The sequence below is a fragment of the uncultured Psychroserpens sp. genome, from assembly GCF_947501425.1.
GTDB lineage: Bacteria > Bacteroidota > Bacteroidia > Flavobacteriales > Flavobacteriaceae > Psychroserpens.
In genome coordinates, this window is sequence record NZ_CANMVN010000001.1 from 397844 (window position 1) to 420187 (window position 22344).

16 protein-coding genes are annotated in these 22344 nt (G+C 34.9%); 9 read left to right on the forward strand and 7 right to left on the reverse strand.

Features of this window, described 5'->3' with window-relative positions:
- The first annotated feature begins 210 nt into the window (after positions 1-210).
- The 3 genes from Q0951_RS01830 to Q0951_RS01840 all read left to right on the forward strand — a co-directional run bounded on the left by Q0951_RS01830 (position 211) and on the right by Q0951_RS01840 (position 5770).
- Entirely contained in the window at positions 211-1200 is a 990-nt protein-coding gene (locus Q0951_RS01830) for a ribonucleotide-diphosphate reductase subunit beta (RefSeq protein ID WP_299333516.1), read from the forward strand.
- A 209-nt stretch (positions 1201-1409) separates the two neighbouring features.
- Entirely contained in the window at positions 1410-3887 is a 2478-nt protein-coding gene (locus Q0951_RS01835) for a ribonucleoside-diphosphate reductase subunit alpha (RefSeq protein WP_299333518.1), read from the forward strand.
- A 125-nt stretch (positions 3888-4012) separates the two neighbouring features.
- Positions 4013-5770 carry a Na/Pi cotransporter family protein gene (locus Q0951_RS01840; RefSeq protein ID WP_299333520.1) on the forward strand — a complete coding sequence of 586 codons (1758 nt, stop codon included), beginning with the start codon at positions 4013-4015 and terminating at the stop codon, positions 5768-5770.
- Here the strand turns inward: Q0951_RS01840 and Q0951_RS01845 are convergent.
- A complete protein-coding gene (locus tag Q0951_RS01845; RefSeq protein WP_299333523.1) occupies positions 5760-6482 on the reverse strand; it encodes a DUF6503 family protein in 723 nt (240 codons plus the stop codon). The genes Q0951_RS01840 and Q0951_RS01845 overlap by 11 nt on opposite strands.
- Positions 6483-6523: 41 nt before the next feature.
- On the opposite strand from Q0951_RS01845, the gene Q0951_RS01850 reads away from it, so the two are divergent.
- Both Q0951_RS01850 and chrA read left to right on the forward strand, forming a co-directional pair.
- Positions 6524-7072 (forward strand): RDD family protein, encoded by a 549-nt coding sequence (locus Q0951_RS01850; protein ID WP_299333525.1) that lies wholly within the window; start codon positions 6524-6526, stop codon positions 7070-7072.
- Positions 7073-7083: 11 nt separating this feature from the next.
- Positions 7084-8217, forward strand: a complete 1134-nt coding sequence (chrA, locus tag Q0951_RS01855) for a chromate efflux transporter (protein WP_299333527.1) — start codon at positions 7084-7086, stop codon at positions 8215-8217.
- Between the two features lie 81 nt (positions 8218-8298).
- Here the strand turns inward: chrA and Q0951_RS01860 are convergent, their stop codons facing one another.
- Together Q0951_RS01860 and Q0951_RS01865 are read right to left on the reverse strand one after the other, a co-directional pair.
- Positions 8299-10710 carry an inorganic phosphate transporter gene (locus Q0951_RS01860; RefSeq protein ID WP_299333529.1) on the reverse strand — a complete coding sequence of 804 codons (2412 nt, stop codon included), beginning with the start codon at positions 10708-10710 and terminating at the stop codon, positions 8299-8301.
- A gap of 79 nt (positions 10711-10789) precedes the next feature.
- Positions 10790-11992, reverse strand: a complete 1203-nt coding sequence (locus Q0951_RS01865; protein WP_299333532.1) for a porin — start codon at positions 11990-11992, stop codon at positions 10790-10792.
- 403 nt (positions 11993-12395) lie between these two features.
- Here Q0951_RS01865 and Q0951_RS01870 point away from each other — a divergent pair, with 403 nt between their 5' ends.
- The gene (locus tag Q0951_RS01870; RefSeq protein ID WP_299333535.1) at positions 12396-12752 is read left to right on the forward strand and encodes a nicotinic acid mononucleotide adenyltransferase; all 357 of its coding nucleotides are present in this window, start codon (positions 12396-12398) and stop codon (positions 12750-12752) included.
- A 90-nt stretch (positions 12753-12842) separates the two neighbouring features.
- Here the strand turns inward: Q0951_RS01870 and Q0951_RS01875 are convergent, their stop codons facing one another.
- Positions 12843-15671 carry a TonB-dependent receptor gene (locus tag Q0951_RS01875; protein WP_299333538.1) on the reverse strand — a complete coding sequence of 943 codons (2829 nt, stop codon included), beginning with the start codon at positions 15669-15671 and terminating at the stop codon, positions 12843-12845.
- A 94-nt stretch (positions 15672-15765) separates the two neighbouring features.
- Positions 15766-17034: a hypothetical protein gene (locus tag Q0951_RS01880; RefSeq protein WP_299333541.1), complete on the reverse strand. Its 1269-nt coding sequence runs from the start codon at positions 17032-17034 to the stop codon at positions 15766-15768.
- 204 nt (positions 17035-17238) lie between these two features.
- Here Q0951_RS01880 and Q0951_RS01885 point away from each other — a divergent pair, with 204 nt between their 5' ends.
- On the forward strand, positions 17239-18582 hold the full coding sequence (locus tag Q0951_RS01885; RefSeq protein WP_299333544.1) for a deoxyguanosinetriphosphate triphosphohydrolase: 1344 nt from the start codon (positions 17239-17241) through the stop codon (positions 18580-18582).
- A 230-nt stretch (positions 18583-18812) separates the two neighbouring features.
- Positions 18813-18989 (forward strand): hypothetical protein, encoded by a 177-nt coding sequence (locus tag Q0951_RS01890; protein WP_299333547.1) that lies wholly within the window; start codon positions 18813-18815, stop codon positions 18987-18989.
- On the opposite strand, the gene dxs is transcribed toward Q0951_RS01890, so the two are convergent.
- Both dxs and Q0951_RS01900 read right to left on the reverse strand, forming a co-directional pair.
- Positions 18964-20748: a 1-deoxy-D-xylulose-5-phosphate synthase gene (gene dxs, locus Q0951_RS01895; RefSeq protein WP_299333550.1), complete on the reverse strand. Its 1785-nt coding sequence runs from the start codon at positions 20746-20748 to the stop codon at positions 18964-18966. The two genes, Q0951_RS01890 and dxs, sit on opposite strands and share 26 nt — an antisense overlap.
- A 22-nt stretch (positions 20749-20770) precedes the next feature.
- Entirely contained in the window at positions 20771-21676 is a 906-nt protein-coding gene (locus Q0951_RS01900; RefSeq protein ID WP_299333553.1) for an energy transducer TonB, read from the reverse strand.
- 79 nt (positions 21677-21755) lie between these two features.
- Here Q0951_RS01900 and Q0951_RS01905 point away from each other — a divergent pair, with 79 nt between their 5' ends.
- Positions 21756-22205 carry a nucleoside deaminase gene (locus tag Q0951_RS01905; protein WP_299333857.1) on the forward strand — a complete coding sequence of 150 codons (450 nt, stop codon included), beginning with the start codon at positions 21756-21758 and terminating at the stop codon, positions 22203-22205.
- Positions 22206-22344 lie beyond the last annotated feature (139 nt).

Consider the following 22344-nt stretch of genomic DNA (forward strand, 5'->3'; position numbering starts at 1 on the left):
AATTATAATTTTATAAATAATTGAATATCAAATAGTTGAAATTATTTTTAACAATTCTTTGATTTTTTTATCAAATCTTTAATTGTTAAAAACTTGTTGAAAAGCTTTCCAAAAAAACATCAAAATATCTCATACATTTTTCAATCTTTGTTAGTCCCAAATCACACTAAATTTTTCAGCTAATTTTTAATTTTAAAAAAACCAATTAATATGTCTCAAGTTGTAGAACCAATTTTGCAAGAAAACAAAGATAGATTCGTGATTTTCCCTATCCAACATCATGATTTATGGGAATGGTATAAAAAGTCTGAAGCGAGTATGTGGACGGCAGAAGAGATTGATTTACATCAAGATATAACAGATTGGACAGAAAAACTAACTGATGATGAACGTTACTTTATCAAGCATGTTTTAGCGTTTTTTGCTGCAAGTGATGGTATTGTTAATGAAAATTTAGCTGAAAACTTTGTGAATGAGGTACAATATAGTGAGGCTAAGTTTTTCTATGGGTTCCAAATTATGATGGAAAACATTCATAGTGAAACCTATTCATTATTAATTGATACCTATGTAAAAGACGAAAAGGAAAAAGCAATGCTTTTTAATGCTATTGAAACCTTTCCTGCCATTAAAAAGAAAGCTGATTGGGCATTGAAATGGATTGAGTCTCCAAGTTTTGCTGAACGTTTGATTGCTTTTGCAGCAGTAGAAGGTATTTTCTTTTCAGGTTCTTTTTGCTCAATATTTTGGTTGAAAAAACGTGGTTTGATGCCAGGTTTGACGTTTTCTAACGAATTAATTTCTCGTGACGAAGGAATGCACTGTGATTTCGCAGTACACTTACATGAAAACCATTTAATTAATAAAGTGCCAAAAGAGCGTATCAAAGAAATTATTGTTGATGCCTTAAATATTGAAAGAGAATTTATCACTGAGTCTCTTCCAGTAAGTTTGATTGGTATGAATGCTAAGCTTATGTCTCAGTACTTAGAGTTTGTAACCGACGGGTTACTTGCAGATTTAGGATGTGAAAAAGTGTATAATACAGCAAATCCTTTTGATTTCATGGATATGATTTCACTACAAGGAAAAACAAACTTCTTCGAAAAACGAGTGTCAGAATATCAAAAAGCTGGTGTTTTGAACAAAGAGGAAGAAGAAAATAAATACGATTTCGGTTCAGATAGCTTTGATTTCTAGAACCAAATCATAAATCAAAAACATAATTTTAATTGGCTTAACATTTCAGCAGTCACCAGACTACAGAACAAATAAATGTGGCCAGTTTTAATTTCAGAATAAAACCTAATAATTAATTCATTGCTAATCAGCTCCCTAGCTAATTAGTAAAAGCTAACTAACCCTTTTTCTGAATGGTAGCTTCAGAAAAACTAAAAAAAGTGTAACGTATGTATGTAGTAAAAAGAGACGGAAGAAAAGAGCCGATAATGTTCGACAAAATTACGGCGAGAGTTCGTAAATTATGTTATGGACTTAATGAACTTGTAGATCCAATTAAAGTGGCTATGCGAGTTATTGATGGTTTATATGATGGTGTAACCACAAGTGAACTGGATAATTTAGCAGCAGAGCAAGCAGCAACAATGACGACTGCTCATCCAGATTATGCAAGATTGGCAGCACGTATTTCTGTATCTAACTTACACAAAAACACTAAAAAGACCTTTAGTGAGGTCATGACAGATCTCTATACATATGTCAACCCGAGAACTAATAAAAAAGCACCATTATTAAGTGATGAAGTGTATAAAGTCATCATGGATAATAAAGATAAATTAGATTCTTCTATTATCTATAACCGCGATTTTGGATATGATTACTTTGGATTTAAAACTCTAGAACGCTCATACCTTTTAAAATTAAATGGAAAAATTGCTGAACGTCCACAACATATGTTAATGAGAGTATCTATTGGTATTCACCTTAACGATCTGGATGCTGCAATTGAGACGTATGAGTTAATGTCTAAAAAATACTTTACACACGCTACACCTACATTATTTAACTCTGGTACTCCAAAACCTCAGATGTCATCTTGTTTCTTATTAACTATGAAAGATGATAGTATTGATGGTATTTACGATACATTAAAGCAAACAGCAAAAATCTCACAATCTGCAGGTGGAATAGGATTATCTATCCATAATATTCGTGCTACAGGAAGTTATATCGCTGGAACAAACGGAACAAGTAATGGTATTGTGCCAATGCTAAAAGTATTTAATGATACTGCACGTTATGTAGATCAAGGTGGAGGAAAACGTAAAGGAAGCTTCGCTATGTACATAGAACCATGGCATGCAGATATCATGAGTTTCTTAGACCTTAAGAAAAACCATGGTGCCGAAGAATTACGTGCTCGTGACCTGTTCTACGCGATGTGGATGCCAGATCTATTCATGAAACGTGTTCAGGAAGATGGACAATGGACTTTAATGTGTCCTAACGAATGTCCAGGATTATGCGATGTGCACAGTGAAGAATTTGAAGCACTATACACTAAATACGAAGAACAAGGTAAAGGACGTAAATCAATTAAAGCACGTGAGCTTTGGGAGAAAATCTTAGAGTCTCAAATTGAAACAGGAACGCCTTACATGTTGTACAAAGATGCAGCTAACCGTAAGTCGAATCAGAAAAATTTAGGAACCATCCGTTCTTCAAATTTATGTACTGAGATCATGGAGTACACCTCTAAAGATGAGGTAGCGGTTTGTAACCTGGCGTCAATTGCATTACCAATGTTTGTTAAAAATGGTGAGTTTGATCATAAAGAGTTATTTAGAATCACAAAGCGTGTGACTAAAAACTTAAACAGAGTTATCGACAGAAATTACTATCCTGTTAAAGAAGCTGAAAACTCAAATTTCCGTCACAGACCAGTTGGTTTAGGTGTGCAAGGATTAGCTGATACCTTTATCAAACTGCGACTACCATTTACTAGTGATGATGCTAAAAAATTAAACCAAGATATTTTTGAAACCTTATACTATGCTGCTGTAACTGCAAGTATGGAAGAGGCTAAAGCAGATGGTCCTTACGAATCTTATGAAGGATCTCCAATTAGTCAAGGTGAGTTCCAGCATAACCTTTGGGGAATTAAAGATGAAGAATTAAGCGGACTTTGGGATTGGGCTAAACTACGTAAGCAAGTTGCAAAACATGGTGTGCGTAACTCATTATTAGTAGCGCCAATGCCAACAGCATCAACATCACAAATTCTTGGAAATAACGAATGCTTCGAGCCTTACACCTCTAACATTTATACACGTCGTGTATTATCTGGTGAGTTTATTGTAGTGAACAAGCATTTATTAGAAGATCTTGTAGACCTCGGGCTTTGGGATGAAAATCTTAAGAATGAGATCATGCGTGCAAACGGATCTATCCAACATGTAGATGCTATCCCACAGGATATTAAAGAGCTTTACAAAACCGTTTGGGAGTTAAGTATGAAAGATATTATTGATATGTCTCGTCACAGAGGATATTTCATTGATCAGTCGCAGTCGCTCAACCTATTTATGGAAGGTGCTACTATGGCTAAACTAACTTCAATGCATTTCTATGCATGGAAGAGCGGATTAAAAACAGGAATGTACTACTTACGTACAAAGAGTGCCGTAGATGCTAAAAAAGTAACAATTGCCAATACGTCAAAAGCACAACCTGTAGCTAAAACTCAGGAAACTGTAGTTGAAAACGTGGCTCAGAAACAGCAAAAAGCTGCAGAAACAGCTGCAAAATTTGCAAAACAAACTACAGACAAAGTAGAAGTAGAACCCATGAGTCCTGAAGAAATGAAAGCATTAATTGCTCAGGCTAAAGAAGCCGAAGGTGATGATTGCCTGATGTGTGGTTCTTAATAATTAAGTGTTATATGTAAAAAGCCTCTCAATAGAATTATTGGGAGGCTTTTTTTGTTGAATAGATTGAGAATGTTTTTATTTTACATTAAATTTACATTGCGTTAAACTTCTATTAACACTTAATGACTTACGGTCTTTACGATATTTTACAGCTTATAGGCGCTTTAGGTTTATTCCTTTTTGGAATGAAGGTGATGAGTGATGCCTTGCTGAAATTAGCAGGAAACAAACTACGATCTATTTTAGCATCCATGACCTCCAATCGTGTATTTGGAGTGATTACAGGATTTTTTATCACCTCAGTTATTCAATCCTCTTCGGCTACTACCTTAATGGTGGTAAGCTTTTCTAATGCAGGTTTATTGACACTTGTTGAATCTATTAGTGTCATCATGGGAGCTAACATAGGAACGACGATTACAGCCTGGCTTATTACAATTCTAGGATTTAAAGTGAGTATGAGTACCATGGCATTGCCTTTAGTTGGATTTGGGTTCTTATTTACATTCTCTAAGAAAAAGAACCTTGGTCATTGGGGAAACTTCATCATTGGATTTGCACTGCTTTTTATTGGTCTTCAGTTTTTAAAAGATGCCATGCCTGATATAAAAAGTAACCCTGAACTCCTTGAATTTTTAAGTCGCTATACTGATCTCGGATTTTTATCCGTGTTATTATTCTTATTAATTGGTACCATACTAACTGTAGTCATCCAGTCGTCGAGCGCCACAATGGCCTTGACCTTAATCATGACTGCTGAAGGATGGATTCCTTTCGAATTAGCTGCAGCTATGGTATTAGGTGAAAATATTGGTACAACCATAACTGCAAATTTAGCAGCATTGGTAGCGAGTTTTAAAGCGAAACGAACAGCAAGAGCCCATTTGGTGTTTAATATCATAGGTGTTATTTGGGTGCTTATTCTTTTTTATCCTTTTTTACGATTTGTAGGATGGCTAAGTGAAGCCTTAGGCTCAGAATCACCATATGTAACAGCTGCAGCAATTCCAGTAGCCATATCCTTATTCCATACCGCATTTAATATCATCAATACCTTTGTGTTGATATGGTTTATCAAACCTATTGCACATTTGGTAGAGAAAATAGTACCAGAACGTATAGAGTCAGAGTTACAGGTGGATGAACCAAAATTTATAACAAAAGATGTTTTAAAATATCCTGAAACTGCGATTTCTGCGCTTCAAAATGAATCAAAATATTTATTTAAAAAGACCATTTTTGAAATTGTTGCACATGCTTTAAATATCCATAGAACAGACATCAAGTCTGATGAGAAACTCAAAAGAGTCATTAAAAAATCGAATGTACTTTTTGATCTCAATGTTCGTGAGGAATATATCAGAAAAGTAAAAAGTATTTACGGACAGATCATTAGTTATGCTACGAAAGCTCAAAGTGGGCTTGATTTAACCGAACAACAAAATGGACAGATTAGTCAGGTTAAAGTGGCTAATCGGAAAATGGTTGAGATCATTAGAGATGTGAGTGAATTAAGTCGAAATATTACCTTGTATCTCAATTCTGATAATAAGCATATCAAGAAAGAGTATAATAAGTTGCGTAAGCGAGTAGCAAAAGTATTGCGAGTTATTCATTTGTTCAGAACTGAAAAAGATAATGAGTCGTATTATAAAACCCTAAAAAAACTAGAACAGGAGGCACGAGCTAATAAATACAGAGACAACTTAGAGCTTGATGCTATCATAAGAAAAGATCTCATTACAGTTGATATGGCGTCCTCACTCGTGAATGATACCGATAATGTGAATGATATCATCAAAAACTTAATTAGTGTAGCAGCATTGCTCTATGGTAAAAAAGATACGCTGTTAGAAAATGGAAACTCGCCTAATTCGTAAGCGTGTCGGTTCCTAAATAGCCATCATCTTTATTGTAATACCAGGCTCTTATTTTTGGCATTTTTATACCATTGATCGTCGTGGTTTCCGATAACAGAATATACTCTCCAGAATCTGGTTGAATTGCTCCATTCTCATCAGTTTTAAAAAACTGATAGATTTCCATAGCATAGGTTTCAGGATCAAAATAGAAGAACCAGACATCGCTACCTGTGGTTTTATCGTATGAGGCTTTAAGTACGAGATAGTCTTTTCCTTTAAAAGTTTTGCGTTCTACGTTGTTATCAATAATAGTTCCCGGATCTTTTAATTTCATAGGTAATCCATAAAGGTAGGTGTAGTAATTTTTATAAAGCGTTGCTCTTTCTTTAGTGAGATTGTATTGCTTGATCTCTTGGTCTGAAGGCTGATCATTTCCAAAGAGCCCTCTAGTGAACGTAGATTTATCTAAAGTTAATGTCGTGGTCACAGAATCACGAGTGGCTTTAACCTGAAAAAATTCTTTCGGTAAGTTGATGGTGATATGACTGTCGCGAGTAGAATTATTAGGCGTACTCATAGTCACAAATAGCTCTCCATTAAATGTTGACCAATTTTGATTTGGATCGTGGTGTTTGATCGCTTTTTCAAGAAGCGCATTGCCAGTTAGATCCTGAGCAATGACAAACTGAAAACTGATAAGACCAATAATAACCGTTGCTAGAATTTTCATAGAGATCAATTTAGAACACGAAGTTACACTATTTGATTTAATTGGAGAATGTTATATTTGGGACTCGACTTACTGATCTACTACTTATGAATCAAATTAAATACACTGTTGGCAAAGATGTCTTAGCGACTAAAGGGCTTCGTTTTGCAAATTATATTATTGATTACCTCCTTCAATTTGGATTAGGTTTTGCTATCGGATTTGTACTTGGTATCATCGCTGAAATGACTGGAAATTATGGATTGATTGAATTTTTATTTGAATCCGGAACCATTATGGATTGGATCTTTGGCTACATTGTGATGTTGATTTATTACACAACTTTTGAAACCTTAACTGGCCGTTCTATTGGAAAATTTATAACCAATACAAAAGTGGTTCTACATGATGGCTCAGATCCTACGTTTAATGAAATTTTGGTACGTTCTTTATGCCGTATGATTCCATTTAATGCATTTTCATTTTTGGGTGAAGATGGAAAAGGATGGCATGATTCAATATCTAAAACGTATGTTGTACATGTTGAAAAATTTAAAGCGAAAAAAGAAACTTTGGAAGGTTTAGAAGAGATAGGTAGAATAGGAGAATAACAGAAAGTAAAATGTCATTACAAAATAAAAGATTAAAAGAAGTTGCTTTAGTTTTTTTTAAATTGGGTTGTTTCGCTTTTGGTGGCCCAGCAGCTCATATAGCAATGATGGATGATGAAATTATCGCAAAGCGAAAATGGATGTCCAGAGAACATTTTCTGGATCTTATGGGTGCAACCAATTTAATTCCAGGGCCAAATTCAACCGAAATGACCATGCATTGTGGTTTTGAGTATGCAGGTAAAAAAGGGCTTTTTGTAGCAGGTATATGTTTTATTTTTCCAGCAACAGTTATTACTGCAATCCTGGCGTATCTCTATGTTAAATATGGAAACTTACCCGAAGTAGAGCCTTTTATTTTTGGAATTAAACCTGCAGTACTTGCAATTATTGCCTCAGCTATATTGAAGTTAGGTGAAAAAGCTGTAAAAAGTAATGAGTTAATTGTACTAGGGGTTTTGGTTTTAACTGCTAGCTTGTTAGGTATCAATGAAATTTTAGTACTGTTTTCAGCAGGTATTATAGGAGTTATCTACTTTCAAACAAAGTCTAAATTTAAATCACGTTTAAATAGTTTCAACCCTTTAATTGGTTTGACAATTTTTAATAGCGTATTGACCAAGGTGTCCAGTGTAAAAATATTTTTGGTATTCTTAAAAGTTGGCGCAATATTATACGGAAGTGGTTATGTGTTATTTGCATTTTTAGATGCTGAATTGGTGTCAAGAGGTTGGCTTACAAGAGCAGAACTTATTGATGCTATAGCTGTTGGACAATTCACTCCTGGTCCCATATTATCAACATCAACATTTATTGGATACCAGCTATCTGGTTTTACTGGAGCTCTGGCAGCAACAGCGGGAATATTTTTACCATCATTTTTATTTGTTTTGATTTTGAACCCCTTCATCCCTAGAATGAGACAATCTAAACTGTTCAGATATTTTCTGGATGCCGTTAATGTAGCAGCAGTAGCTTTAATGCTTGCGGTACTTTTTGTTATGTCCAAAGAAACATTAGTGAATTGGCAATCTGTAGCAGTTGCTCTGGTGTCTGTCTACTTAGTATTCGGAACTAAACTAAGTTCTATTTGGACGATTGTAGTAGGTTCAGTTCTGGGATATATTTTGATTAGCTCATTTTGAATATCATTCTTTAAGCGCCGAACTAATAGAGTATAAAAAAAGCGACCATATGGTCGCTTTTTAAACGTATATTGATATGCTTTATTCAGTAGGCTTATTTGGCGCTGCTGACTCATCATTTGCATCAGTTGGTTCATCTGAATCTGGAGTCGTTGTCGTTGACTCATCACTTAAAGTCGCTGATTCTGATTTATTTTGAATAGCTGGCTCATCATTTGAATCAACAGATTCATTTACAGTTGCTGGTTCAACAGAACTGTCATGAGCACTGTGATACTCATCCAATAAACTCATTGTAGCATTCATTAGATCTTTAGTCTCCAGAAGAATACTAAAATATAAAGTTGTATTCTTTGGGCTGGATTCTTCATTACGTGTGCGAGCTACCTGCGTTTGAATTTTTTCTTTCACTAAGTCATAAACCACTTTCTTTTCGTTTAGAATCGTCCCAATTTCTTCGAATGACTCAGATTTGAAGGCTTTTTCAGTATCGCTAAATAAAACTTCTAATTTATCATCGATTTGCTTTAACTCTTTGATCTGACTCAGTTTTAATTTCTTGTGATTATTGTTGATGTGTTTATGACTCACTTTAGAAATATATTCTAAAGATTGAGACATATCCTGTAAATAGCCTAATATATTGATATAAAAGTTACTAGCACCAACACTTGACTCGTCAAGATTTTTAATGAAATAGAAAATGTTATCACGTAAAACATCAATTTCGTTAGATAGCTTCACAACTTGTTTTTTACTTTTATTTAGTATAGCTAAATCTTGTCTGGCAAGACCTACAATAGAGTTGGAGTAAATTCTATTTGTACGTTTAACAACTTTAGAAATATTTTTTGCACTTTGATGAATCACACCCTGTACAGAACTGATCTCTTCTGATGTTGTCAAACTATCTTCATCAACAACCTTATTAGATTTTTTCTTATGAGATGTGTAGTTTCTATATAATAAGATCACAGTTAATAGTAGTAAAATTGGAATAATTACACTTGGATTCCAGTTAATAAGAAAAACTACAGTACCTGCCGCAATAAATGCTCCAATTGCAGTACCAAACCATCCACCAATCACATTTAATACACCAGCTACTCTGTAAACAGCACTTTCTCTTCCCCAAGCACGATCGGCTAGAGAAGTACCCATAGCCACCATAAAAGTCACATAAGTAGTAGATAGTGGTAATTTCATTGATGTTGCAATAGCAATCAATACACCAGCTACCATTAAGTTTACAGACGCTCTGATCATATCGAATGCAGGAGCCTGAATACTTTGATCTTTAGTCATAATAACATTAGGTTTCTCAAAGCTTTTACCTATACTTTCTTGTACTGATTTTGGGATAATGATACTAAAATATTCAGATAATTGTGTTGTTCCTTTTACAACTGCTCTTGAAAGTCTATTTGGCTCAAATTTCTCGTGCGTGTCACCTTGACGAGACAAGCTAATTTCTGTTTCAGCAACTGTTTTAGCTTTCTTAGAAAACCAAAGCGTTACGACCATAATCGCACCAGCAATAAATAATAAGAAGGGTTCTGCTGGTACTTTTCTGTCAAGTACATCCATCGACATTGTGACGTCCATTCCACCAGCTACCCATGCTTCATAAGAATGATAAGCCGCCATAGGTACACCAATGAAGTTTACTAAATCATTACCAGAGAAAGCTAAAGCCAATCCAAAAGTACCAATAGCAATAACCACTAACAATACAGTTTTCTTTGTTATTTTTTCAAAAATAAAAGAGAATAAAGTCCAAAAAACAAAGCTTCCCAGTATGATGTATATTTCGTTACCTTCAAGAAGACCTTTAAGATCACTGTAGTATGGTGTACCCTTAAGCCCTTTTAGAAATATAAAATAAGTAATAGCAGTTAATGCTACACCGCCAAATACTATTCCGAAATTTTTTATTTTATTCTCATAATTAAAAGTGAAAATAAGTCTTGAAACCCATTGCACTAAAGCGCCTACCGTAAAAGCAATGAGTACAGATAAGAGAATACCACTGATGATTTTTGTAGCAGACTCTGTATCTATGTAGTTTGTCAAATCAGCAAACGATTGATCTTCCAAATGACTAATTTTTATCAATGCCATAACTACTGCAGCTCCCAATAAATTGAATACAATAGAAACAGTTGTAGACGTTGGTAATCCCAGTGTGTTAAAGAAATCTAATAATAGAATATCTGTGATCATCACTGCCATAAAGATGAGCATGATTTCGCCAAACTCAAATTGCGCAGGTACAAAAATTCCTTTTCTAGCCACTTCCATCATTCCACTCGAGAATACAGCTCCAATGAAGATTCCTAAACTAGCTACAATCATTATTGTTCTTAATGAAATTGCTTTAGAGCCAATAGCGGAGTTCAAGAAGTTGATTGCATCATTACTAACACCTACAACTATATCAGCTACAGCTAATACAGTAATGGCGATCAACATAAATAAGTAAATATTATCCATAATTTTTAAATCTAAATAGTTTGCAAATATCTTTATACAATTTCGGTAGAACGTTACCTTATTGTTATGTTTTTATTGCTTAAAAATGAAAATCAAATCCTAGTCTAAAGGTAATATTATCTTCATTTCCATCCAGAGTAGTATAACTAATATCAGACTGCACCTTTAATTTATGACCAACAATAAATTTATTAAAACCCAACGTGTATTGGTCAGAAGGTAAAACACCTGTTACACTTTCAAAGTCTACAGTTGTAAAACGAGCTGCAATTTCATAATTGCTTTTGAATAAATAACCAGCTTGTAAATTTAAAGCATTACCTGTTAAAACAATATCTCCTGTTGGTGTAACACCATCGGCTTCTGTAGCTACAGGGTCGTCTGCTGTTCGTTTGGCATATTCTCCCATAAAAGAGAATCCGTTGTATTTAAATACAGCATCTGCAAAAATAGTAGTTTGATCTGTCTCGTAAATCGTTCCATCGGTTCTGATCATGTAATCACCAGCAAAACCTCTTTCTCTAACGGCATCTTGGTTATAGTTATAAGTAAAACCAAGCATAAGTTTTGGTGTTTCTTCACGCTTTAGATCAGAATGGCTGTAATCTCCTTTTGACTTAAAAGTGCCAAAAGGTAAAAACTCAATACGAGCTGTATATTGAAGACCACCTTCGTTACCTTCAGTAACATTTCGACCTTCACCTTGGGATAAGGATAGTTTTTCACGCATTAAAAAATCATTACCTAATTTGGTTTTATGACGTAGCTGAACACCGAGATCACGATCTATATTAAAACGACTGTTTAATAGTGAACGGTCTATTAATTGTAAGTTTCCTGAAGATACCACACGCTCTACATTTCCAGGCAACTTAGTTTGTCCAGCCCAAAGCTCCCAGTTTTCTGCAAAATTCCACATCAGAACGGCATCTAATATATAACGTGGTGTGTTTCGGTTAAATTCATTGGCACCTGAGATATCTCTGTTTGATAATCCCAACTCAATTTTATATCTAAGTTTTTTGCTGTAAGCATAACCATCAAACTTCAAACGAGCACGTCTCACAATAAAATTATGTTCAGGGCTTTCATATTGATTTCCATCATAATCCCAAGATGAAATGGAACGAACCTGAAAACGTGGTGCAAATTTAATGCTGAAAGAACTGTCTTTTGCTGTGAAGTTGATTAAACCTTTTCCGAAAGATGTATCACTAATTTCTTGAGAGAATGAATACGATACAACGCACAATAGTAGCGCTAGGGTAAATTTTGATTTCATTAATTTATTAGTTTTTGTCGCTGCAAATAACCAATTTTAATATTAACTGAATGTTTCCTAATGTTTATCTTTTTAAGATTTTTCAAAAAAAAAGACTGCTTTATAAAAAAGCAGCCTCATTAGAATTCATAATCATTTAGTCGACAAAAACTAATTCAATTATATGAAATACTAATTGTGTTCTGAAACACACTGCAAATATGGGCATGCTAGGTAATTTAAATGTAATGTCAATATTATATAATTATTAACTTATAAATATGCTATGTTAAGGTTATAAACCAATAATAAAGAGCTTATTAGTTATCTAATGTTAATTTAATGTTACGTAAATGTTTGAATATTGTAAACTTTTATTTAACTTTGATGTTACAGTGTTATATAAATCCCAAATTCAGAAATTATGAAAAAGATATTTGCAATACTATTACTACTAAGCGTGACTTTTACTTTTGCACAGGAAAAACCTAAAGTAGAGTTAAACAAGGATGGAGACCTTACAGTTGCCACATATTATCATGATAACGGGCAAGTAGAACAGCAAGGGACTTTTAATCAAGAAGGACAGTTGCATGGTGTTTGGACAAGTTACGATGCCAATGGAAATAAAGTCATGGTTGGAAATTATGTAGATGGTAAGAAAACAGGAAAATGGTTATTTTGGTCTGGTAATGTGTTAAGAGAAGTAGATTATGTAGATTCAAAGATTACCAGTGTAAGCGAGTGGACTGATAAAGTACAGGTTGCCCTAAATAATTAAATACTACTAATCAATAGTATAACCCTATTATAATTAAAAAGCTCTCATAATGTATGAGAGCTTTTTTGTAGACTAATTCAAAATTTGTGTTTAAAATTTGTAAGAATATCCTAGTGAAATTTCTGTACCAGGTTCTCTCAGAGAAAAGATTTGATCTTCTGCTCCAAATGATACATAATCACTTTGTCTAACGCTATTCAATATGTTTGATACTTTGAAATCTATTGAAGAGTTTCTATTTTCTCCAAAAGCTTTATTAAATGTAAAATTTAAACTATTGAATGGCTTAGTGTATACATCAGGCACTAATCCAATACCTACAACTTCTAATGTCTCTCCCTGAACGTTAAAAAACAAACCAGTTTGTAATCCAAGATCATTATTACTATAATCAAAACCAACATTTATAAGATAAGGTGCTTGTCCTTGAAGATCTCTTTCTCGTTCTATACGTTCTCCATCTCTGGCTGCCAATTGTCTACTTTCAAATTCACCATCAGACATCGTTAGCTCAGATTTGATAAACGATACATTAGCGTTAAATTTCAGGTTGTTTAATCCTTCTGTGATGAATCCTAAACGTTGTCTTACTTCAAACTCAACACCATAAACATTGGCATTACCTAAGTTAGCTACAGTTAATTGCGTAGGTGCTTGTAAAAAGAAAGACTGCTCTATCGGGTCTTTAAAATCTTTATAAAACCCACTTACCGCAAACATTTGTCCGTTATCTCCAAAACGCTCATATCTTAAGTCAAAGTTATTGACATAAGTTGGAACCAGATTTAGATTACCAATAAATAAACGACTGGTAATTGGATCAAAAATTTGCGCTACAGAAGCTTCTTTAAATGATGGTCTGGCAGTTGTTCTAGAATAAGACGTTCTAAGGTTTGAGTCATCATTAATTGAATAAATCAAGTTAGCTGACGGGAAGAAGTCATATTCATCCAGAATAAGTTCTCTGTCAAATTGAGTTTCGTTATCCTGTCCAGTATAGAATGAATTAAAAAATTCAGTTCTTATTCCTAAAACGGTTTTTAATTTCTCACTGACATTAAATTCTGCGGAAAAGTAACTAGCTGCTATAACTTGCTCTCCTTCATAAGCATCATTTGGATTAAACTGATCTCCAAATACTAAAAACGTTCCTGAGTCAGTTGTTGGGTTCCATATGTTTTCAGGAGCTAATAATTGATCTACATCACCATTAGCAATAAATGAGTCATCCCCTTGAATATTAAAGGTGTAATCATCTGTACTGAAATCTCTAAACTTGTAAGTATATGCAGCACCAAACTTTAACTTTGCTGATCTCCCAAGAAAATCAACTGTTTTGTCTAAATCTACTTTTCCAGACCAACTCTCTTCAATAAGATTTCTCCATAATTGAATTGGGAAAGTAGATGCACTCGGACTTACAAAGAACTGACCTTCACCAGATTGTTGTAAAGGTGTAATTCTATGATCTTTATCCATCACCTTAGAAAATGTTGGAGCGATTTTCCATTCTAAGTTGAATGCATTTTCATCATCACTTAAACGATGCTTTCCGCTAACCAATAGATTAGTTATTGAACGCTCAGTATAAGTTAATGAATTTTTTATTAATGGCTCTAAACCTCCACCAACACCATCTTGTGATATGTCCTGATCAAAAAAACCAGCAGTGGATTCACCGTTTTGAATATGTAAAAAGTTTGCTTTATACTTTGACTTATCAGTTTTGTAAGTCAACCCTAACATACCATTTAATATAACGTTATTAATACCTTCAGAACCACGAGAATCCAATACAAAGTTTAGATTATTATTAGATGAATCTGAAAAGTCTTTTACCCATGCACCATCATTTCTATTTTCATAAAAAGTGGTTGTGTTCTTATAGGAGAATGAAGCTTGGTATCCAATTTTGTCATCACCAATATCATACTGATTACCTAATGTAAATCCAAAATCAAAGTTCATAGCACTTTGTTCTTGTTTAGCTTGTAGCTCTTTCTGAAATCTATTAGTTAAAGATGTAAGTAGCAATTGATTATCAAAAGTACCAGGAATTTGTTGGTATCTGTTAATTGGCAAGTTTCGTGTACCATCATCAAAACCTAAGAAATCCGTATCACTTCCAGTATAGGTTAAATACTTGTCATTAAAGTGCATATCAGGATTATACCCAGAACCTAATGAAATGGTATATTCTGCTTTTGTTGGGAAATCTTTAGTAACAATATCCACAATACCTCCAGTGAAATCTGCAGGATATTCTGCTGAAGCCGATTTTAATACAATCACATTATCTAAAATGTTTGTTGGAAATAAATCCATCTGGATAGTATTTCGATCTGGATCTAAACCAGGAATATCAATACCATTTAATATAGATTTTGTGTAGCGATCACCAAGACCACGTACGTATACGTATTTTCCACCTTCAATAGATACGCCTGGAACACTTTTTACAGCGCTTGCAAGGTTACTGGCACCTGTACTTTTTATGGCTTGAGCTGAAAGACCGTCTAATACGACAACAGATTTCTTTTGTAAATCTAAAACAGCATTTTCAGTATTTCGTTTCACTGAAGTTGTAATAACAACAGTATCAAGTGAGTTAGTTTTTAAAGTCACATCAAGTGTTACCACTTGTCCAGCTTCTACAACAACCTCAGTAATTTCTTGAGTAGCATAACCAACGTAAGAAAACACTAAAGTATAAGTTCCTGGTTCTAATTCTAAAGTATACTTTCCGTCAAAATCAGAATTTGTACCTGTTGTTGTGCCTTTCACTAAGATATTAGCAAAAGCCATAGGCTCTACGAACTCTCCGTCAATTACTGTACCTGAAACTGTTCCTTTCTGAGCATTAATAAAGCCAATGGCAAATACCAGCAGTATTAATAGAGAGAATGTCTTTTTTTTCATATTTAGTTTATTATCTAAACAACTGCTTGTTTTAAGGAACTAGCAGTTGTTTACATTATATTAAGTAAGGTTTAACTTGTTGATAGGAGAAGAATTAAAATCCTAATCCACCAGCTGTATTAGCAAAGGTCCATGCTAACTCTGAAGTTGTAGCTCCAACTGTATTAGCACCTTCAGCAACGGCACTTGCAGTAGATCCAAAACCAGTAACCATTACATTTTCAGCTTTATTAACGAAAATACTTGTAACATCTGTAACACCAGTAGGTAAAACAATTTCCCAAGTCCCAAAAGTTAATAATCCGTTATTGTAGTTGGTAGCAACACCATCGTTATCTAATTCTACATCAGAAGAGTCTTTAAACCCAAAAGCATAAACATTATTTGTAGTTCCTGTTGCTCCACTTCTGTAGTCAGCGTATTCACCATTTTCAGTGGTAAGGTTACCAATAATAGTGGCATTTTGTAGTAGGAATGATCCAGTTGCAGATCCTTCAGGACCATCGATTTCGAATGCATGATCTGAGAAATCTCCTAATACAACAACAGCATTGTCAATAGTACCTGAGTAAGCTTGATCAATATCTAAAGCGTCATCTCCCTGAGCCCAAACTAATAAGTTTGAAGCGTTAACTGTTCCTCCAAAAAATTCGATACCATCATCAACATTAGCAACAACTTCTACATTGTTGATTACTGTTCCGTTTCCAACTCCACCTAAAGTCAGACCGTTGATTTCGTTTCCTTCACCAATTAAGGCACCTCCGTGTCTTATAGATACGTATGATATAATACCCGAATTATCAGCAGCATCTGCACCACCATATAATCCGAATGTATCATCTGCAGGAATTCCTTCAATTTGTGCTTCAGTAATGTCACCTGAAAAAGAACATGGTGCATTCCCTAAAACAATTAAACCACCCCAAAGACCTCTGTCATTTTGATCTAAATTTGTACCAGCAGTTTCACCACAAAGAATATTATCACTTGTAGATGTAAAAATAATTGGCTCTGTCGCAGTTCCAACAGCATTAATTTTTGATCCTCTTGCAATAATTAAAGCAGAAGCTAAAGATCCTGTTCCTGGAGATCCTTTAATGATTGTTCCAGCTTCTATAGTTAAAGTCGCACCATTGTCTACAACTACTTTTTGATTGAGTTGATAGATATTATCATTTGTCCATGTGACATCTGAAGTAATAGCTCCGGTTATAGCAACTATTGGACATTCTTCTCCACCACCACCAGGGTTCTGGATAATAGTAGTTTCTTGAATAATAATTGGAGTGTCATCGTCTTTAAAACATCCAGTAAATACAAGTGTAGAAGCGATCAATGCAGTTAGTACTAATTTTTTCATGATATTCTTTATTAAATAGTTTTTTTGTTTAGTAATAATGATGGTGCAAAGAAAGCTGCATAATGTAAAGTTTAGGTTAATACCACATTAAACCTAAATCATAAAACCGTTAAGGGAGTATTATGTGAAAAGACACTTTTTTGTGAATAGGAAACATTAAATTAACATTGAAAAAGTCTATCTTGCAGCTGTTAAAATTATGGTATGAACTGGGAACAATTACTCTCTTTAAAGCGATATGGAGATACACACAAGCGTTTGAGAAAAGAACAAGACGAAACACGATTAGGATTTGAAGTAGATTATGATCGTATTATTTTTTCTTCGGAATTTAGAAGCCTTCAGGATAAAACTCAGGTGGTTCCTCTATCCAAAACCGATTTTGTTCATACGCGATTAACGCATAGTTTGGAAGTTAGTGTTGTTGGGAGATCTTTAGGACGAAAAGTGGGTCAGAAGCTTCTTGAAAAACATCCGCATCTTAGAGATGTTCATGGGTATCAAATCAATGATTTTGGTGCTATAGTTGCAGGAGCAGCGTTAGCTCATGATATTGGAAATCCACCTTTTGGTCATTCGGGAGAGAAAGCTATTGGTGAGTTTTTTAAAGCAGGTGAAGGTCGCTATTTTGAAGATCAACTTACCAAAAAACAATATGAAGATCTATGCAGTTTTGAAGGTAATGCCAACGGATTTAAAATATTAACCGAAAGTCGTCAAGGTCGTGTTGGCGGACTGCGTTTAAGCTATGCCACATTAGGTGCGTTTACGAAATATCCAAAAGAATCCCTTCCGAAGAAACCTACAAATCATATTGCTGATAAGAAGTATGGCTTTTTTCAAAATGATAAAACGGTTTTTGAAGATATTGCTCAAGACTTAGGATTGGTAAAACGAGGTGATGCTTCCGATGTCAGTTATTGTAGACATCCTTTGGTGTATCTCGTAGAAGCTGCTGATGATATTTGTTATACTATTATTGATTTTGAAGATGGAATCAATCTCGGACTCATTCAAGAGGAATATGCACTTGAATACCTCATTAATTTAGTGCGAGATTCGATACAAACAAAAACCTATAACGCTCTTGAAAGTACCCAAGACCGATTGAGTTATCTGAGAGCCTTAGCAATAAATACACTTATTAATGAAGCGGTAGACATCTTTATGACGCATGAAGAAGCGATATTGTCTGGAGAATTTCCTAAAGCCTTGATGGATTATAGTGCTTATGAAGCTCAGATTAAAGATATCATCACCTTAAGTATCAAAAATGTATACCAATCTACGGAAGTCGTTAATAAAGAAATTGTAGGTTATCGCGTGATTAATGAACTCTTAAGTGTGTTTACTAAAGCGGTCACAAACAACCTAAAGGGTGAGTTATCTAATTTTGATCGGTTAATTCTGAAATCTATAAAGCCGCATGTCGACTTAAACAATGAAGCGCTTTATAACAGTCTACTTTCTGTATGTTTTTATGTATCTAAAATGTCTGATAGTAATGCCATGATGACCTATCAAAATTTAAAGGGTAATCATCTATAAATCAATTTAATATCAAATTTAGGTTACGTCGATATTAAATTTGTTGATATACCTGTTGATAATTATCTTTCATATCAGGAAAAACCTCACTAAATAAGTATGACCTTTAATGCCAAAGTAGGGAATTTTTAAAGTTCTCTTTATTTATTTTATGCATTTCATCGATTAAATTTGTATTTAAACGATAATTGACTATATTTGTTTAACCATAATCTTTTAAACCTACAATGATGAGAAAGAACATACTTGGAGCTGCTGTTATTTTTTTCGTAACGCTAGCATTTTTATTAATGATAGATGATATTACGAGTAATGGAAATCATGAACCACAAACTACAAGTCAAGTTGAGGTTTACGACCAGAACAATCAGCCAGATATTGCTACTTTAGATGAAGACGAGCAATAGAATTAAACAACATATTTAAACTTTCAGCATCAATCTTAACCGATTGATGTTGTTGTTTTACAGAAGCATGTTCTATAAACGTATCTGGAATTCCTAAGGCTTGTATTGGAATGGTATAATCATGCTTTGCAGCAAATTCTAAGACTGCACTTCCAAATCCGCCAGCTATCACGCCATCTTCCAGGGTTACAATATACTCGTGAGTTTTGAAAATAGAATGTAATAACGTCTCATCTAGAGGTTTTACAAACCGCATGTCATAATGAGAAATCATCTCACTTACCTCGCTTTTAGCAATGGCTTCTTCTGCATTATTGGCCATAGTACCAATAGATAACACAGCAATTTTATGTCCTTTTTTAAGTTCTACACCTTTTCCAATATCAATTGTTGAAAAGGGTTGTTTCCAGTTTATCATGCGTCCGCGACCTCTTGGATATCGAATGGCGATGGGATGATTTAAACCTAGCTGAGCCGTATACATGATGTTTCGTAATTCAACTTCATTACGTGGTGCAACAATAATCATATTTGGAATGCACCTTAAATAGGCCAAATCGAACACACCATGATGTGTGGCACCATCTTCACCAACCAGACCTGCACGATCCAAACAAAAAATGACAGGAAGATTTTGAAGCGCTACATCGTGAATCACTTGATCATAGGCACGTTGTAAAAATGTAGAGTAGATATTACAAAACGGAATCAAGCCTTGAGTTGCCATTCCTGCGGCTAAGGTGACTGCATGTTGTTCGGCAATACCAACATCAAACGCACGATCGGGAATTTGTTCCATCATATATTTTAAAGAACTTCCCGTTGGCATTGCAGGTGTAATTCCTATAATATTGGTATTGGTTTTAGCCAGTTCCACAATGGTATGTCCAAATACATCTTGAAATTTCGGAGGCTCTTGCTCAGTGGCAGATTTGGCATAAACTTCACCAGTACGAGCATCAAATTTACCAGGAGCATGATATTTCACCTGATCAACTTCGGCTTGTTTTAGTCCTTTCCCTTTGGTGGTAATGACATGCAAGAACTTTGGTCCTTTGACAGTTTTTAAGCGTTCTAATTCTGAAATTAAAGCCTTAAGATCGTGACCATCTATAGGTCCGGAATAATCAAAATTCAAGGCTTCAAAAATATTGTCTTGTTTCTCTTTTCCTTTTTTAACGTTGGTCAAATATTGTTTTAAAGCACCAACACTGGGATCGATACCAATGGCATTATCATTTAAAACTACCAATAAGTTAGCATTAGTAACACCAGCATGATTAAGACCTTCAAAAGCCATTCCGCTAGCAATGGAGGCGTCGCCAATGACAGCAATATGATGTTTATCTTCGCCTTTTAGTTGGGAAGCGATGGCCATACCTAAGGCTGCCGAAATTGAGGTTGAGGAGTGCCCAACACCAAAGGTATCGTAGTCACTTTCCTCACGTTTTGGAAAACCACTGATGCCACCTTCCTGTCTGTTGGTATGGAAAATATCTTTTCTGCCTGTTATAATCTTATGACCATAAGCTTGATGTCCTACATCCCAAATGAGTTGATCTTTTGGTGTATTGAACACATAGTGCAACGCCAAGGTCAATTCTACAACGCCTAAACTAGCCCCTAAATGGCCTTCTTTTGTGGCTACAATATCAATGATAAACTCACGCAACTCTTGAGCGAGTTGCGGCAGTTGCTCCTGATCTAATTGTCTCAGATCTTTTGGGAAATTGATATGGTCTAATAGTGGATTTTGCACATTGCAAAAATACGAGAATTAATCACTCTTCAATAACAAAAGTAATAGGTAAATTATAAGTGAGTGCTACGTGCTGGTCATTGTACTTTGCAGGACTAAATTGTGGTAGTAAACTAATAACTCGTTTTGCTTCTTTTTCAAACTGTTGGTGTGGTGCTCTAACTTTTATAGCACTCACCTGTCCGTTCTTGTCAATGGTGAACTGTGTATTGATGCGTTGTCTGCCCTTTAACCCTAAATCTCCTTGAGGAACTTTAAAATTAGCGATAACGAAGTCATGTAACCTATCCGTAAAATATGTTTTGATGTCTTTTCCTGAAAGATCTTTAGGAGCGTCTATAAAATTTGGCTTTTCATCTACAGAATGCCATGACATGGGTTGATTCGGATTTACTTCTTCTACAATCATTATACCTTCTACCATAACAATATCTCCCATGACTGGAATTGTAGGCGTTTTAGATGTTTTTACAATAAGGCTATCTGTCTTTTTGGTCGAAGTAGAATTAGCCGAAGAATCGATGGCTTGCTCAACTCTAGTTTTGGTCGAGTCTATTGCCTGTTCAATAATCTCCACACTATCTATTTTTTTAGTTTGTCCTTTCTCATCAGAACAGCTCAATAGCGAGGTTCCCATAGCTAGTAATAAGGCGACTAAGAAGAGTTTATGAAACGGCATTCGTTGTTCAAATACTGTGTCATAAATCTTTAAATTAATAGTATCTAATTGCGATTTTTTGATGTGTCCGCAAATGCGTTGGTTCTTGTTGAAATGAATAAATTCCTGTACTTCGGAAGTTGACATTGCCGTAAAATCGACAACCGTTTTTGAGCAGGATTGACAAAATCGTCCTTTCACGTTAGGTGTCATATCAGACCAGTTCTCGTGACATGGTTTAGGAATAGAGAGTGCATAGCGTGGTTTCATAGTTGATAAGTTTCTTGAATAGCATCAAATGTCTTGCCATGTTTGGAACGAATTCATTAAGAATTGTATTTTTACAACTATGGAAAACCCGTTTGACGACACCTATTTTATGAAGAAAGCCTTGCAAGAGGCCGAAGACGCTTTTGAAAAAGGAGAGATTCCTGTTGGCGCTGTGGTGGTCATCAACGATCGAATAATTGCACGAGCCCATAATTTGACGGAGTTGTTAAATGATGTTACAGCGCATGCCGAAATGCAGGCCATTACGGCTGCTGCCAATTTTTTAGGCGGAAAATATCTTCAGAATTGTACCTTGTACGTGACCTTAGAGCCTTGCCAAATGTGTGCTGGCGCTTTATATTGGAGTCAGATTTCTAAGATTGTTTATGGTGCAAGAGACAAGGAACGTGGTTGTATTGCTCTAAAAACCAAATTACATCCAAAGACTAAAATGGTTGGAGGTATTCTGGCAGATGAAGCCTCTGAATTACTGAAACGATTTTTTATTCAGAAACGAAATTTGAATTGAAAAATCCTTGATTTGTCATACTGAACTTGTTTCAGTATTTCTCGCGTTAGCGATTGAACGGTCTGTTTGAGCTCTCCTCCTTCGTGCTATGCACTTCGGAGGAAGCGAGTAGTGAAAGCGCAGTGCTACGTAGCTTTTC